Source organism: Mesorhizobium sp. M1B.F.Ca.ET.045.04.1.1, from assembly GCF_003952465.1.
GTDB lineage: Bacteria > Pseudomonadota > Alphaproteobacteria > Rhizobiales > Rhizobiaceae > Mesorhizobium > Mesorhizobium shonense.
In genome coordinates this window covers 3013595-3026328 of sequence record NZ_CP034448.1, presented here as the reverse complement: position 1 = coordinate 3026328, position 12734 = coordinate 3013595, and the positions used below count along the sequence as shown (strand labels likewise).

Below are 12734 nucleotides of genomic sequence, written 5' to 3'. Positions count from 1 at the left end.
GTTACCTATCCTTAAGGACGAGCGGGAAAGTCACTGGACAATCTGGCTGCGCAGTCCTTCCAAGGTGAAGAAGGTGATGTGACGCCGATCTCGATCGAACTCGCAAGACCCGGTCGATCGGCTAGGAGCATGGGCCTTGTTCCGCATCTCGAACTCAATTGTCACCTTCGGAGGATCGGCCTGTTCGATTGCGCTGAGGGCTTTGTAACCCGATGCGCGCTCGTGCGACTTCAACATCAAAAGGAAGAACTCGCAACGAGCAACCGGCGTCTGCGCCAGTGCTGGCGCAGGTTGGGAAATCATAAGCGCGTAGGCACATCGCCCTGCTATCACCAGACAGACCGCCACGCCGAAGGGAGAGAGATTGTTCCATAGTTGGGATCGCACTAGCCCAACATCTCTCGCCGGGCCTTGATGGTCGGGTTTACTTTTTGAGAGGAGTATCAAGCCCGAGCCTCGCGCGTTCGCTGTTGGCGAAGGCTTTTGCATCTGCTTGAGAACCGAAGCCCTTGATGCTTACCACGCCGTCCAAGCATGAACAACGTCTTAGCGGAAAACATGGGTCTGCGGATCGTGTTGCATCGCCTTTGAAACACGCTTTTGCCTAAGTGGTTATTTTTCCACGGGATTACAAAACATTTCCGCTCACTCCACGGAACAGGGATGGAACACGGAATTTCTGTGATTGTTTCCTGCACCTTCTTCCGGCGCCGGCTTCCATCGTATTTTAGCAAAATCTGAAACAAAGCCATTTCGCCAGCGTTGAAAGCTCCAGGAGCTTCGGCGATGGACGCGGCCACTGCGGCAGTGATGGTTTTGCTTCTGTGCAGCGGAGGCGACCCGGCCATCTGCAAGCCGGTCAATACGGCGACACGGGTGTTCGCATCGCTCGGCGAATGCCGTACCTCGTTGGCAATTGAACTCGCCGGCGACCCTAGCGGAAGAATGATCGGCCGATGCAAGGTGGTCGATCCGACTGTCACAGGCTCCCTGCCAGCCGGCTACACGACGGTTACGGTTACACACGGCGGCAGGGCTGTCAGGTATATTGTTCCTCACAAGAAATAACCCGGCCACATGAGCAGCCAGGCCCAGTCCTTCCACATTAAGAAGGATTCAGGGTCGCTATCGCATGATGCGAAGCGTCCGCTACGTTTGCCGCAGCGGACGCTCCAGTGGCCCCCGTTTTGTCCCTCGCCAGGAAGACGGTACGCCTCACTAAGACGGATAATAAGCGCGCTCTAGTTGAAGCGCCGCATATTAGAGCTGCGTGACTTTTCTGCCACTAGACAGAGAAAGGCCCCGCGGAAATCGGCATTCAACCGTAATGGAACTTCGGTTTTGGCTCGGTGGCCCTCGGTCCTGCCGAGCGGGTACTCGTCATCCCCTTCCCACGTGCCGCCACTGCCGCCGGCCTGCGGCTCGTCGTTGATATGGCCGCCGTGCTCGTTCTCTGCCTCACGATCGCCGTAAGCGCTGCCACGTCCATCTATGAACATGCTGCTGCTGGCTTGCGGCTCGCGATTGAGTGTCTTCGATGAAAGGGAACTTATTCGACATTGGCGATCCTCGTAAATGGGGGTCGCCGCACCGGTGAGGGATCTATTGCTGACTGCCTTTGACTTCAAGCCATCAATCGGATTTGCCTGCGTCTTCGCCAACAATCGCGGCCCGGATGGCGTCGTAGGCGCTCCCGACCTCCTCTTCGATCTCGTCCTCGGAAATGCCTGCGGCCTTTGCGTCGGCGAACAGCTTCGTTGTCAGATCCGCCACAGAAATGATATCGGCGCCGACGCTGCCGCGCATCACGTTATCGGTGATCCACTTTCCAAAAAATTCTGCCCCGCGTTCGCTCATAGGCGGTGCCGCGCCTTCAGGAAGTGAGCCTCTCGAAGCAGGGAATTCCAATCGATCCCGATCAGTTTGATCAGCTCGCGGGCTTGCTCTTCGGTAATGTCTGCCTCTCTGACCAGGCGATCGGCCAGAACCTTCGTCGCCCCACTTTGCGAATCTGATCTGTTGTCATCGTCACTCATGAAAATATGGCCTCCTAATCTCTAGAATGATCTAGAAGGCGGACTGTTCAGGTCAGGCAAAAACAATTCGCCGTCGGTTGAGCGGGGATCATCTTCGGACCCGGGCCGACGGCGGTCGTGCCAGAAGACGCAAGGGACCTCGCCGCCGCCAGATCTCTTCTTCGCGTCAGGCTTAGCGTGTGAGATAATTCGGAGCGGCGTTGAGGGCGTGGACAAATGTCATTGTCCGCTACAGTGGTGTTTACGAACCCGCTGATCTGGCCATGCTTCAGCAGGTGTTTGACCAGCTGTGCGAAGAACGCCGGCTGGCCAAGAAAGACCGCGAGCAGCGGGAGTTCCTGGCTATGGAATTGTTCCAAGTTTGCGACGACGGCACCCACGACGAAGCTGATCTATTGCGCGCGCTCTCTAAGCACCGTCGGCAATAACGCAAAGCTCGTTAAAAGCCCGCCGCCTCAGGGAGAGAACGACGGGCTTGTGCTTGGGCTTAAGAGCTGGCGGCCTAAGGGGGACGACGACCGCCACTCCGAATAATGGCTGGGCTAGCATTCAGTTCCGAAAGAAATCTGAATGGCAAAGAGCGCTGATGGGAACACCCACAGCCCGGCTCGCTTATCATGGTGACACAGGATTTCGCGGGCCGGGCCGGTCCCGGAAGCTGGGTCCCAAGGCACGGTTAGATTGCAGCCATTTTGGAGCCCGCACAACACCGCCAATGGTCTATTAGCGATTTCTTGAATAAGCCGGCGCGCGCCCCACTTGGCAAAGGGCAGGCATTAACGTTGGCGACGAGATCCCAGCGTACGACGCCGTCGGTGGGTAGCAGCCGGAACATTTTAGAGACATTGAATGTTCCACACCTATGGACAGCCGAGACCAACTCTCAGCAGAACAATTAAGAGCCGCAAGAGCTCTCTTGAACTGGTCGCGAGTGCGACTGGCTGCCAGGGCCAATCTTAGCGAATCGACGATCTGCGAATTTGAGAACGGCTTTAGGAAAACAAATTCCCGCAATGTCTCCGCAATGCGGCAGCCCTTGGAGGACGCAGGAATCGCCTTTACCGATGAAGGGTTCCCGTCGCTTACCCGCTCTGATGATCAGGATAATGGTCGCCACGCCGACAATCGAACATGGCGGCGTCGGCACATAAAACGCGCGCCGTAAAGATGCTCGGGCTGTCGGGGGAGGCTTTGGACATACAGGCCGGGCTCTTACCCCGGTTTCGCCAGGGCAAAAGCACATTATGTGCCGCCTTTGCAGCGGCCGACATTAACATTCTCTAAGATTTAGCCAATGAAGAGCCCGCCGCCGGGAGGATATGGCGACGGGCTATCTCCGGACTCAGGAGCGGTGCATGTCCGCTTCCTATTAATCAGAATGGCAAACATCTGTTCCACGTCCGTTCGTAAATATTAGCAATCGCTTGACGAAGCCCGCGCCCGCTCCAGAGTCATGCCATGCCACGGGGCATGAATATCGGCGACGAGGTCGCCATCACCGCGACCGTACGCCGGCGCGTCACCGAGGACCGCGTCGGCGTCTCGATCCCGTCCTATGGCTTCCCTCATTCGATCGTCGACAGAACGTCTAAGGTGAGGAAAGGCCAGCCTGTCGAGTTGATCGGCAATGTCACACATATCGATGGCGAGTGGGCTGCAGTGAATCTCGGCGTGCCGGTGACGGTGAACATGGACACGCTTCGGCTAGTGACAGCCTACAAGCCGCCCACGAGGAAGACGCCGCTGGCGGACAAACAGACGTGAGCGATCTTGGCTCGTCGCAGCGCCTGCGGTCCGCGCAACGGGCCAACTTATTGAGGCCGGTGCTTGCCGAAGCTCCATTCCACCGGAACATCTAGGATCTGCACGCCATTCACGACTAGATGCACAGTGCACGCAAGCCTGAATTGCTGCTCCGCGAGCTTGATGCGGTTTAGCCCGGCAGCTACTATGACAAGTTCGGCCGTAAGTTCGTCCCCTTCGGCCATAGACGATGTCGCCCCGCTCGACCTACGCGCAATGATCCGTACTAACGCCTAGGCCTGACGGCTCTGCAGGAAATACACCGCATCCAACGTGCCGGCACCGCAGCGTCGATTGGCCGGCCGCAGGTCAGCCCTTTTTTGCGTAGCCGGCGGTAACCTCGCCCTTGTGCGCGGCGAATGCTGCCAGGACCTCCGTCTTCTCAGCCTTCGGAACCTTGAAGTGGTCCAGGGTCCGCCCGAGTTCCGCCGCTACCTCATCGAATTCCGCCGGAGAGATCCGCAAATCGCGGTGGGCTTCCTCGAGCCCGAGCGACGTCGCGCCTGGCCTTGTGGCCACGAACTTGAAGGGGCCGCCGGAAACATCGCAGACCCACAGCGTGCGCATGAATTTGAGGCCGGGGAGCCGCTCAAGGTTCTTGGTGTGCCATTCCCGCAGCCGTGGGTTCTTGGACTTCTGGCCGACGACGGGATTCCTCACGACGGCGTCGCTGAAGTGGTCCACCACCGCAGCGATTGCGAAGACACCGCCCAGCCGCTCGTACAGGCTCTTCTCAGGCGCGGTTTGCTTCGTCTGCGCGAGCGCGTTGTCGGCGGGCAACACAGCCGCGGATGCGGCGGCAATGGCCAGCCCTGCGACAACGTTTCGTCTTGTGAAGGGGATTGAAACAGCCGTTTTCATCTCTGGTTTCCTTTGCGTTGAGCCAGAGCAAGCTGCGGCCTGTCTGGCGGTTCAAATGAGGTGATTTGGGACATATCCACTTTGCCCTACCGGCTCGTTCGAAAGATTGTTCCGACCTGACCAGAATTCGCCGATGCGCACGCTGGCAGGACGAATGATTGCATCGAATTTTGGCTCCAGCCATCGCCCTTCTGGATGAAGGACAGCTGCGCGCCGGCGGCAGGCTTAGGCATCCAAATTCCACGCAAATTCGAACTTGAATCAATTTCGCACAGGCGTAAGCGTTCCATTAGCCGTCACTTAATAAGCAAAAGGGGAACATTCCTGCACGGCCGCGGTTGTTTCTCGACCAGGAGGATCCAGCCATGGCCGACGACAGAACCAAGCGTGATTTCCGGGACCGCAACCGCGTATCTGCGGACGAGGACTACGAGGTCCGCTACTTCGCCAAACAGCATCGAATTACGCCCGACCAAGTTCGGGAACTGATCGGCGAACATGGCAACGACCGCAAGATATTGGAACGCGAGGCGAGGAAATTGCACGGGTGACGAAGCTTTCGGAACTTTTGCGGCCGCCCATCGTCGGGCACCGACATCGCGGCCGTCTCGTCGACAGGCGCGATCTCGGGCAAAGTCATTTGGCAGAACAGCAGAACCGCCGCTTGAACTCGGAAGAGACCGGATTGCCGCTTTGATGCAGGCGCACCAGCCGCTCTTTCAAGGCGAGACGCCGATCCGCTAAGGCATCGGTCGGCCGCCAGAGCCGCATGCCGGCGCTCATGCCCGGCGGGCAGTGAAGCCTGGTGTCGGCGTTTGTTTCGCGGCTGGAATGGGTCTTTCATGGAGAAAGAAGGCTGCTCGCTTGACCCCACAGCTGTTTCCAGCCGCGGGGGCGTCGGAAGAGGTCCGAGGGATCTTTGGTCAAATGTTGGCGAGCAATTCGCTCACGCGGCTTTCCATGTCCGCAAGTGCGACATCGACGCGCTTCTGGCCGGTAATTGCAGCGCTCATCTCTTCGCCGACAATGTCCTTCATTGCGAACTGGCACCTTACCGGGGACGGCAGCGGCCTGCCGAGATCGGCGACCGCGGCGATTCGTATTGCGGTGCGGCAATGCCTTGAAGGCGTCCGAGGTAATGATGGCTTTGTAGGCCGGCAGATGGCCGGTGCGCGACCATCGAAGTCATGTCCGCGAAGAATTTCAGGAACTTGCCGATGGCCGCGGTCTGTTCGGGTGTACGGTCCTTCTGCGAGACTGCCCAGGTGTGGCCGTCGCCGTATTGGGCATGGGCGCCGGCAAATAGCTGCGGGTACGGGTAGACCGCATAGCCACCCTTGTTGAGGGCCGTGCCCTTGGTTTCGGACTGGGCTTTGTCAACCCACGTGCCGTTGAGCTGAACGCCACCTTCACCGCCAAGGTAGCGTTGATCGCGCCGCCGTAGTCGAGATCCTTGGTGGTGTAGCCCTTGTCGACCGCATCAAGATCGGCAACGCGGACGCAGGTGGCCACCGCGCGCATTTCGTCGTTGGACTTTACCTTCAGGTCGACGAAGGCGGCTTATGCCCAGCAATGCGCCGTGCAGCGCCGGCTTTGGTGCAGGCCCAACCGCCGACCGGGACGTGCCGTCGCTCCAAGTACGGGCATGAATCGGCTAAACTAAACGTCGGACCGCTGGTCCGTTTAAGACAGCTCCGTCTGCCGCGAATTGTGAGCCGTGGCAGGGGCAATCCCAACACTGCTCGGTGGAATTCCACTGCACGATGCAGCCGAGATGCGTGCAACTGGCAGAGTGCCGATGCAGCTTGCCTTCGCGATCGCGGCACACGGCGAACTTGCTCAAGCCGTCCTGAAGGATGCCACCTTCACCGGGCTTGACATCTTCGGCCGACTTGATTTCACCGGGTACCAAGTAGCCAGCAAGGTTCTTTACGGTCGTGAGGTTCTCGCTGAGATAGCGCGCAGAGGCGGCAGGTGGCATCCGGTCCGGAGCGTAAACGGCTTCCCAGGGGTTGGATCCGTTCACGATCAGATCGTGGATCAGCAGTCCGGCTAATGCCCCATGCGTCATGCCCTGGCCCGAGTCGCCGGTTGCGATGAAGATGTTGCCTTTGCCGGGGCTTCGGCCGATAAAGCCGCAGTAGTCGATCGTTTCGAGAACCTGACCGGACCATCTCGCTCTTTCCCGACCAAGTCCCGGCACTAACGCCCTCATCCAGGCTTCGAGCGCGGTAAAGCGCGCCTCGCCGTCATTCGCTTCGCCCGATCTGTGATCGCGACCGCCGACGATGAGACAGTCAGTCTTGCCGGGGCCGGGATTGAGGCGAACATAATTATAAGGATCGTCCATGTCCCAGTAGAGCGCATCTGGGAGGGTTCCCCTGGGGATGTCGAAAGCCATCGCGTAGGTGCGGTAAGGCGCCATCTTGCTGTGGATCTTCACCCAGGTGTTGATGGGGGAATTCGTGGCAAAGACCGCGTTGGAAGCCGTGACGGTGGAGCCGCCGTCGCATTTCAAGCGGACCTCGTTCCCCTCGTCGGTCTCGACGACCGCGCTGTCGGCGAATGCCTTGCCGCCTTGCTTCTCAAAATCGGCAAGCACAGCGCGGAGATATTTCAGCGGGTGGAAGGTGGCCTGGTTCGGATAGCGCAGGATGGGCGCCGATTCATGGCCCTTGAGCTGTACGCCCTTGCCATGTTCTACCTGGGCACCGATCTTTGCAGCGGCCGCATACTCCTTGTTGCATTCTCTGGCGGCCTCCTTCTCATCCATCCACGCGGCCGGGAAAAGAAACCCGTCCAGCCGCCGGAAATCGCAGTCGATCTCTAGCCTGGCGACATGCTGTTCGATGCAGTCGACGGCGGCTTGCTGGCTCTCCTGAAATCCGCGCGCCAGAGCCTCGCCGCGCATATCAATGAGCGCGCTCAAGCCGTCGTCGCAAATAGGCGCCAGGTGCGCGGTCGTGCGCGACGTCATGCCGCCGAGCAAGGGGCCGCGGTCCACCAGCACCACCTTGCGCCCTGCCAAGGCCAGTTCGTAGGCGATGGAAACCCCTGCGATGCCGGCCCCGATGACGGCCACATCGCAATGCTCGTCCTGCTCGAGGCGGGAAGCCTTGGGGAAGCTGGTGTCAATCGTCCAAAAGGATTTGGTCGCTTCGCTAGTGACGTTCATTGAGTTCTCATCCAGACCAAAAGATGAACCGAAGTGCTGCCGATTGCGGCGCGGGCGGAGTTCTCAGCTTTGCGTTTCTTTCCATCTGTGCGCTACGTGCTTGTGAGCTTTCCGACCATTCCGTTCTGATGAATGCCGTTGCTCAAACCGTACTGATCGGTCAAATAAATGCGCAGTACCTGCCTCGGTCCTTGTCGTCGCGCCAATCGATCTCGCCCCGCAGCGGAAATCGCATTGGGTGCGCCAAGCCCTCCCGCCCATGCGCTAGAGCGACGACGCTTCCTATGTGATAGGGGCCGCAGCTAAGAATTCCTTGGCGGGCCTCCTGGCGCATGTACCATGGGCCGAGCAACCGGCAGCGTCGCAAGTAGCCTACCGATAAGAAAGGCCGTCGCCGGGAGAACGTGGCGACGACGCCTACCGGAGTGGGCATGGCCGCTGACGTGATAATCGGCAGAAGCCTGGGTTGGTTCCAATTTTTAGGAAGTAGGTTCTGCTGTTAGACGAAGTCCGCTCTGCACGCCTTGTAAGCGGAATCCCGGCTACCCTGATTGTCGGCATCTCAATCTCGATCCGCACACCGACGAGGCACTGAGCGCCCTTGCGGCCGAAATCGGGAAGACAAGCCGGATCTGGTCGAAACGGACGACTGGCTGGTTCGCTAAGGCCATCTGCCCCTGCCAAGCCAATTGGGCGAAGGGAGCGCGGCGGACGGCAACGGATAATCAACCCACCAAGGGACGTTGGCGAATACGCGGACCACGAGGGCGACTGCCAGAAGCAATGGAACCCGGTTTTCAGGCGATCGGCGATTGCATACTCGAAGTCGGGTGGTCGCGCGGGCGAAGTCATGCGCGCCTGCGCCTGATCGCCCTCGACACAACATGACACAGAAGGAGAACGCCAGGGTCGAGGTCGAACTGGCAATTGCTCGGGCCATGCTAACCGGTGAGGCGCTCTAATTGGAAAGGTTTTTCAATCGTGTCAAAAACACAGGCCGCTGCCGATCGACAACGGCCTGGCTGTTTGCAAATTTTTTCGCAGTTCAGCAGCCTTCGGTTGTCTTTTTCACCTGACCGGGGGCGGCCGACTTGGCGCTCGTATCCTGCTGTCCTGGTGCAGCCTGTTTTGCGCTACCCGTCTGCTGTCCAGGCGCGCAATCCTTGGCCGAGTTCGGATTGGTCGATTTCGTTTGAGTCGAGTCAGTGCCTTGGCTGCTCGGCATCGTCGTTGTTGTTGTCGATGATGAACCCGACGAACTGCCTGACTGTGCGACCGCAAGACCGCCCGACAAAGCCAGCAGGGCCGTCGCAAAAAGGATCTTTTTCATCACGATTGTCCTCTCGGTGCAGCGTCCCTTCGTTCGCTTAAACCCTGCACAGACAAGAGGGTTCCGACGGCCCGATCAGGGTCTACGTTGATCTCCGGTAAACTGTCGCTGTGCCACATTGCTGTTTGCGCGGCCAGCGCGCCGGCCGTAGCGATGGCCAACAAGATCAGTCGGCGCGGCACACTCGCCCATCTCAACGCTCGTGAGCGTCTGGCGCCCCAACGCGGGAGGATGCGCTTAAATAAATCGAAGTCCAGCGGCGCCGCTGGTACTCCTTTGAGTATCGTGTGGCTTGGCGTCCAAATCTGTTGCAAAGTTTGGCGCAGAAAATGGCGCCGTTGCAGCGAAGAGGAGTGGAATGCCGATCTACCAGAAAGCTAAGGAAGCCGGCATCTTCGATTCGTCCGAAGTAGCCTTGCTTGGCCGCGTCTTCGATAGGCTGAAAGAGGAACATCAATCGCGGGAGCGACGTGAAGCGCTTGCCTCCCGGGTCATAGCTAACTACCAGGCCGGGATTAGAGACGAGGACGAACTGGTTTCGGTGTCAAAGTTACCGCTAGGACGCTGAAGATGGCTGGCGGATTCTATTAATCGCCCGCTTTTCGTAGCAGCCGCGACAGGTGCTCGCGGTACATCGCCTGCATATCTTCAAGCAGGTGGAGGAAGTTCATGGCGTCATCGGTTGGGTAAGCCCCTTCTCGTCCAGTCCCGCAATCAGCTGATGTTGGCGGCGCAGGTGCCGCTCGCCTTCGTGAACATGCCGCCTGGCCATTTCGATTTCGTCGACGAGCGCCATGGACTGGAACGTCACGGCAGTCGTGTCGTTCCGCGCCGCCAGTGCTGGCCAAAATTGGAACTGATCACGCGACCGTGAATTGTTTCTACAGGCGGTCGATCCCATTGGGGTGTACCGTCTTGTGGCAGATAAAGGCCCGTCGCTTACGCCCAATAGCTGCGACGGGCTTTTATTAGCTAAGTCTAGAAAATGTTAATGTCAGTCGCTGCAAAGATGGCGCATAATGCGCGTCTGCCCCGCCACGCGGAGTAAGAGCCCGGCCTGTATGCCCAAGTCCCCTACCCCCCAACAGGCCGGGCCATCTGGCCATGCGGATATCGTCTGCGAATGCCATACTCCTACATATGACTTTGCTAAAAGACCTGGAACCGGGCGACTGCCCACGGCTTGAATCGCGGTAGGGTTTTGTGCATGCGCAACGCCAGCGAGCGGCTGAAGTTCATCAGGGCCGCTGGAGCCAGTCCAGATCGAGACGCCGCCGGGTAGCGACGACTGGCTGCACGAAATCAAATATGACGGCTTCCGCACCCAGCTGATCCTCGACTGGGCCGGCGCGCGCGCCTTCACCCGCACCGGCATCGACTGGTCAAAGCGCTACTGGCCGGTGATCGATGCCGCCGAAAAGCTGCCGTCAAAGTCCTTCATCATCGACGGCGAGATGATGGCGGCGCCGGATCCGGATGGCACGCCCAATTTTCACGAGATGCACTCGCGCATGGCGGCAGCGCGCGGACCCTTAAGACGCGCGCAGCCTGCAGACAATCAGTGGAAGATGCGCTCGAACGGAGCTGGTAAAAGGGAACAGAAAGACATCTGCGCTTAATGCCCATTTGCTCGGCTAACCCGCCAGATGACGTTACCGACATCGTCGGCGACGAGTAGCGCGCCGGTCCGATCGACAGCAACGCCGACCGGGCGGCCCATCGCTTTGCCATCACGTCCGAGGAAGCCGATGAGTACATCCTTGGGCGGACCGCTTGGTTTCCCACCGCGGAACGGCACGAAGATCACCTTATAACCGCTATGTAGGCTTCTGTTCCACGAGCCGTGCTGGCCCACGAAAGCGCCATTGCCGAAGGCCGGGCCGAGCGATGCGCCTGTGGAGAAGGCCAATCCTAGCGAGGCGGTATGGGAGCCCAGCGCATAGTCGGGCTTGACCGCCGCCGCCACGAGATCGGGACGCTGCGGCTTGACGCGTTCGTCGACGTTCTGTCCATAGTAGCTATAAGGCCAGCCGTAAAATGAGCCGTTCCTGACCGATGTTATGTAATCCGGCACGAGATCGTCGCCGATCTCGTCACGCTCGTTCACTGCGACCCAAAGCTCGCCGGTTTCAGGATTCCAGGAGAGCCCGTTCGGGTTGCGCAGCCCCGAAGCGAAGACCCGGGTGCGACGGGTGGATCGATCTACTTCAAGGACGGCGGCGCGGTTCTTCTCTGCTTCCAAGCCGTTTTCTCCAGCGTTGCTGTTCGAGCCGACGGTGACATAGAGTTTGCGACCGTCCTGACTTGCTATCACGTCCTTGGTCCAATGATGGTTGATGTCTCCGGCCGGCAGGCCGACGATCTTCTCCGGCGGGGCAGCTACTCGGGTCTGGCCATTGGAATAGGGAAAAGCGACGAGCGCGTCGGTATTGGCGACATAGAGCTTGCCGTTGGATAGCGTCATGCCGAACGGTGAATTGAGGCCTTCTGCGAAAATCCTGCGCTCATCTGCGATGCCGTCGCCATTGGTGTCGCGAAGGAGCGTAATGCGATTGGCACTTTCGGTCGCGGCGCCCGCTCGCTTCATGGCCTGGTTCATGAAGAGCTTTCTGAGGCTGAAGCCGTCGTCATGCTTGGCAGGAGCATTGGTTTCGGCAACCAGCACGTCGCCGTTCGGAAGCACATGCAGCCAACGCGGATGGTCGAGGCCAATTGCGAAGGCGCTCACTCTCAGTCCCTTCGCCGGGGTCGGCATAACTCCTTCCTGCCAGCCTTTCGCCTCGGCGATATTGACGGTCGGGATCAGCGTAGGTGTCGGTTTCGGTAGGGTGGGGTTGGGACCATAGCCGATTATTGCCGGTGTTTTCTGGGCCCGAACGCCAGCGCAACTCACTATGAGGGCTCCCAATACGACTATGACTATGTTTCGCGGAAAGGCGGCATGCATAGGGCGTCCCCCTGACGGATTTGCGCCGTGCTCTTTGCGTAAACGCAATTCAGCCGCTTGTTATTCCAAATTGGTTCCAGATTTGCTCGACTGCGTGCCAGAATGGCTACGCATCTCCACTCCCTCATTCGGGCATCGCTCCCGCTTGAAATCTCAGTTCGGTCTCCACGATGCTAGGGCACTCGACAATGACTCCTCTCGCCTCGCGCCGCCGCACACGCCTTGGTCCATGGCGGCTTTAGACCGAGCTTGGAGCTGCCACCCTAGTCAGATTTCGATTCCCTCTGCGAGGGCCGACGCATCGTCGATGTCGGACTGAATTGGCGGAAATCTCGCCGCTGCCCTCAACAAGCATGCCCTCAAGCCTCGAGCTCACACAGCTATGCCGCCTCGGCTTTCGCCTTGTGTCGTCGTCAATCACAGACGCGACGCCAGCGATCGGCTCGCACTTCGGTCCGAATAAGTTCGACGCATTGAGGTCCGGCAATCTGTCGCGATGCTGCGTGGCGGTTTGGGCGGCTGCCGCGCCGGCGACAGCAGTCACGAAGACCAGACGCTTCGGCACGCTTGCCCGGCGACGCG

At 59.3% G+C, this 12734-nt stretch carries 16 protein-coding genes; 7 read left to right on the top strand and 9 right to left on the bottom strand.

The window, feature by feature from the left end; genetic code table 11:
* Nucleotides 1-786: 786 nt before the first annotated feature.
* On the top strand, nt 787-1068 hold the full coding sequence (locus EJ071_RS14645) for a hypothetical protein (RefSeq protein ID WP_126098491.1): 282 nt from the start codon (nt 787-789) through the stop codon (nt 1066-1068).
* Nucleotides 1069-1241: 173 nt separating this feature from the next.
* On the opposite strand, the gene EJ071_RS14640 is transcribed toward EJ071_RS14645, so the two are convergent.
* Genes EJ071_RS14640 through EJ071_RS14630 form a run of 3 tightly spaced genes read right to left on the bottom strand, consistent with a single transcriptional unit; the run spans nt 1242 to nt 2036 of the window.
* Nucleotides 1242-1661: a hypothetical protein gene (locus tag EJ071_RS14640; protein WP_126098490.1), complete on the bottom strand. Its 420-nt coding sequence runs from the start codon at nt 1659-1661 to the stop codon at nt 1242-1244.
* A complete protein-coding gene (locus EJ071_RS14635) occupies nt 1633-1857 on the bottom strand; it encodes a DUF768 domain-containing protein (protein WP_126098489.1) in 225 nt (74 codons plus the stop codon). The genes EJ071_RS14640 and EJ071_RS14635 overlap by 29 nt, the downstream gene beginning before the upstream one ends.
* The gene (locus EJ071_RS14630; RefSeq protein ID WP_126098488.1) at nt 1854-2036 is read right to left on the bottom strand and encodes a hypothetical protein; all 183 of its coding nucleotides are present in this window, start codon (nt 2034-2036) and stop codon (nt 1854-1856) included. The genes EJ071_RS14635 and EJ071_RS14630 overlap by 4 nt, the downstream gene beginning before the upstream one ends.
* 263 nt (nt 2037-2299) lie before the next feature.
* Between EJ071_RS14630 and EJ071_RS14625 the strand changes: the two genes are divergently transcribed.
* The 3 genes from EJ071_RS14625 to EJ071_RS14615 all read left to right on the top strand — a co-directional run bounded on the left by EJ071_RS14625 (nt 2300) and on the right by EJ071_RS14615 (nt 3800).
* Nucleotides 2300-2464 (top strand): hypothetical protein, encoded by a 165-nt coding sequence (locus tag EJ071_RS14625; protein ID WP_189521474.1) that lies wholly within the window; start codon nt 2300-2302, stop codon nt 2462-2464.
* Between the two features lie 434 nt (nt 2465-2898).
* Complete coding sequence (locus EJ071_RS40250; protein WP_126098487.1) at nt 2899-3201, top strand: helix-turn-helix transcriptional regulator; 303 nt, start codon at nt 2899-2901, stop codon at nt 3199-3201.
* A 293-nt stretch (nt 3202-3494) separates the two neighbouring features.
* Nucleotides 3495-3800 carry a hypothetical protein gene (locus EJ071_RS14615; RefSeq protein ID WP_126098486.1) on the top strand — a complete coding sequence of 102 codons (306 nt, stop codon included), beginning with the start codon at nt 3495-3497 and terminating at the stop codon, nt 3798-3800.
* Between the two features lie 348 nt (nt 3801-4148).
* On the opposite strand, the gene EJ071_RS14610 is transcribed toward EJ071_RS14615, so the two are convergent.
* Nucleotides 4149-4700, bottom strand: coding sequence for a group 1 truncated hemoglobin (locus EJ071_RS14610; RefSeq protein ID WP_126098485.1), 552 nt, complete (start codon nt 4698-4700; stop codon nt 4149-4151).
* A 365-nt stretch (nt 4701-5065) separates the two neighbouring features.
* Here EJ071_RS14610 and EJ071_RS14605 point away from each other — a divergent pair, with 365 nt between their 5' ends.
* Nucleotides 5066-5251 carry a DUF3606 domain-containing protein gene (locus EJ071_RS14605; protein WP_126098484.1) on the top strand — a complete coding sequence of 62 codons (186 nt, stop codon included), beginning with the start codon at nt 5066-5068 and terminating at the stop codon, nt 5249-5251.
* 85 nt (nt 5252-5336) lie between these two features.
* Here EJ071_RS14605 and EJ071_RS40035 read toward each other — a convergent pair whose 3' ends face one another.
* The 3 genes from EJ071_RS40035 to EJ071_RS14585 all read right to left on the bottom strand — a co-directional run bounded on the left by EJ071_RS40035 (nt 5337) and on the right by EJ071_RS14585 (nt 9205).
* The gene (locus tag EJ071_RS40035; RefSeq protein ID WP_281058914.1) at nt 5337-5471 is read right to left on the bottom strand and encodes a hypothetical protein; all 135 of its coding nucleotides are present in this window, start codon (nt 5469-5471) and stop codon (nt 5337-5339) included.
* An 883-nt stretch (nt 5472-6354) separates the two neighbouring features.
* Nucleotides 6355-7875: an FAD-dependent oxidoreductase gene (locus tag EJ071_RS14595; protein ID WP_126098483.1), complete on the bottom strand. Its 1521-nt coding sequence runs from the start codon at nt 7873-7875 to the stop codon at nt 6355-6357.
* A 1045-nt stretch (nt 7876-8920) separates the two neighbouring features.
* Nucleotides 8921-9205 (bottom strand): hypothetical protein, encoded by a 285-nt coding sequence (locus tag EJ071_RS14585; RefSeq protein ID WP_126098482.1) that lies wholly within the window; start codon nt 9203-9205, stop codon nt 8921-8923.
* Nucleotides 9206-9563: 358 nt separating this feature from the next.
* Here EJ071_RS14585 and EJ071_RS14580 point away from each other — a divergent pair, with 358 nt between their 5' ends.
* A complete protein-coding gene (locus EJ071_RS14580; protein WP_126098481.1) occupies nt 9564-9773 on the top strand; it encodes a hypothetical protein in 210 nt (69 codons plus the stop codon).
* 99 nt (nt 9774-9872) lie between these two features.
* Here the strand turns inward: EJ071_RS14580 and EJ071_RS38485 are convergent, their stop codons facing one another.
* The gene (locus tag EJ071_RS38485; RefSeq protein ID WP_126098480.1) at nt 9873-10106 is read right to left on the bottom strand and encodes a hypothetical protein; all 234 of its coding nucleotides are present in this window, start codon (nt 10104-10106) and stop codon (nt 9873-9875) included.
* Between the two features lie 346 nt (nt 10107-10452).
* Between EJ071_RS38485 and EJ071_RS14570 the strand changes: the two genes are divergently transcribed.
* A complete protein-coding gene (locus tag EJ071_RS14570; protein ID WP_126098479.1) occupies nt 10453-10824 on the top strand; it encodes a hypothetical protein in 372 nt (123 codons plus the stop codon).
* Here EJ071_RS14570 and EJ071_RS14565 read toward each other — a convergent pair.
* A complete protein-coding gene (locus tag EJ071_RS14565) occupies nt 10821-12152 on the bottom strand; it encodes a sorbosone dehydrogenase family protein (protein WP_126098478.1) in 1332 nt (443 codons plus the stop codon). The genes EJ071_RS14570 and EJ071_RS14565 overlap by 4 nt on opposite strands.
* Between the last annotated feature and the right edge of the window lie 582 nt (nt 12153-12734).

Excerpts from the sequence above, each read along its gene's own strand:
- EJ071_RS14645 (WP_126098491.1), top strand. The coding sequence starts at position 787 with ATGGACGCGGCCACTGCGGCAGTGATGGTTTTGCTTCTGTGCAGCGGA.
- EJ071_RS14635 (WP_126098489.1), bottom strand. The coding sequence starts at position 1,857 with ATGAGCGAACGCGGGGCAGAATTTTTTGGAAAGTGGATCACCGATAAC.
- EJ071_RS14630 (WP_126098488.1), bottom strand. The coding sequence starts at position 2,036 with ATGAGTGACGATGACAACAGATCAGATTCGCAAAGTGGGGCGACGAAG.
- EJ071_RS14625 (WP_189521474.1), top strand. The coding sequence starts at position 2,300 with ATGCTTCAGCAGGTGTTTGACCAGCTGTGCGAAGAACGCCGGCTGGCC.
- EJ071_RS40250 (WP_126098487.1), top strand. The coding sequence starts at position 2,899 with ATGGACAGCCGAGACCAACTCTCAGCAGAACAATTAAGAGCCGCAAGA.
- EJ071_RS14615 (WP_126098486.1), top strand. The coding sequence starts at position 3,495 with ATGCCACGGGGCATGAATATCGGCGACGAGGTCGCCATCACCGCGACC.
- EJ071_RS14610 (WP_126098485.1), bottom strand. The coding sequence starts at position 4,700 with ATGAAAACGGCTGTTTCAATCCCCTTCACAAGACGAAACGTTGTCGCA.
- EJ071_RS14605 (WP_126098484.1), top strand. The coding sequence starts at position 5,066 with ATGGCCGACGACAGAACCAAGCGTGATTTCCGGGACCGCAACCGCGTA.
- EJ071_RS40035 (WP_281058914.1), bottom strand. The coding sequence starts at position 5,471 with ATGCGGCTCTGGCGGCCGACCGATGCCTTAGCGGATCGGCGTCTCGCC.
- EJ071_RS14595 (WP_126098483.1), bottom strand. The coding sequence starts at position 7,875 with ATGAACGTCACTAGCGAAGCGACCAAATCCTTTTGGACGATTGACACC.
- EJ071_RS14585 (WP_126098482.1), bottom strand. The coding sequence starts at position 9,205 with ATGAAAAAGATCCTTTTTGCGACGGCCCTGCTGGCTTTGTCGGGCGGT.
- EJ071_RS14580 (WP_126098481.1), top strand. The coding sequence starts at position 9,564 with ATGCCGATCTACCAGAAAGCTAAGGAAGCCGGCATCTTCGATTCGTCC.
- EJ071_RS38485 (WP_126098480.1), bottom strand. The coding sequence starts at position 10,106 with ATGGGATCGACCGCCTGTAGAAACAATTCACGGTCGCGTGATCAGTTC.
- EJ071_RS14565 (WP_126098478.1), bottom strand. The coding sequence starts at position 12,152 with ATGCATGCCGCCTTTCCGCGAAACATAGTCATAGTCGTATTGGGAGCC.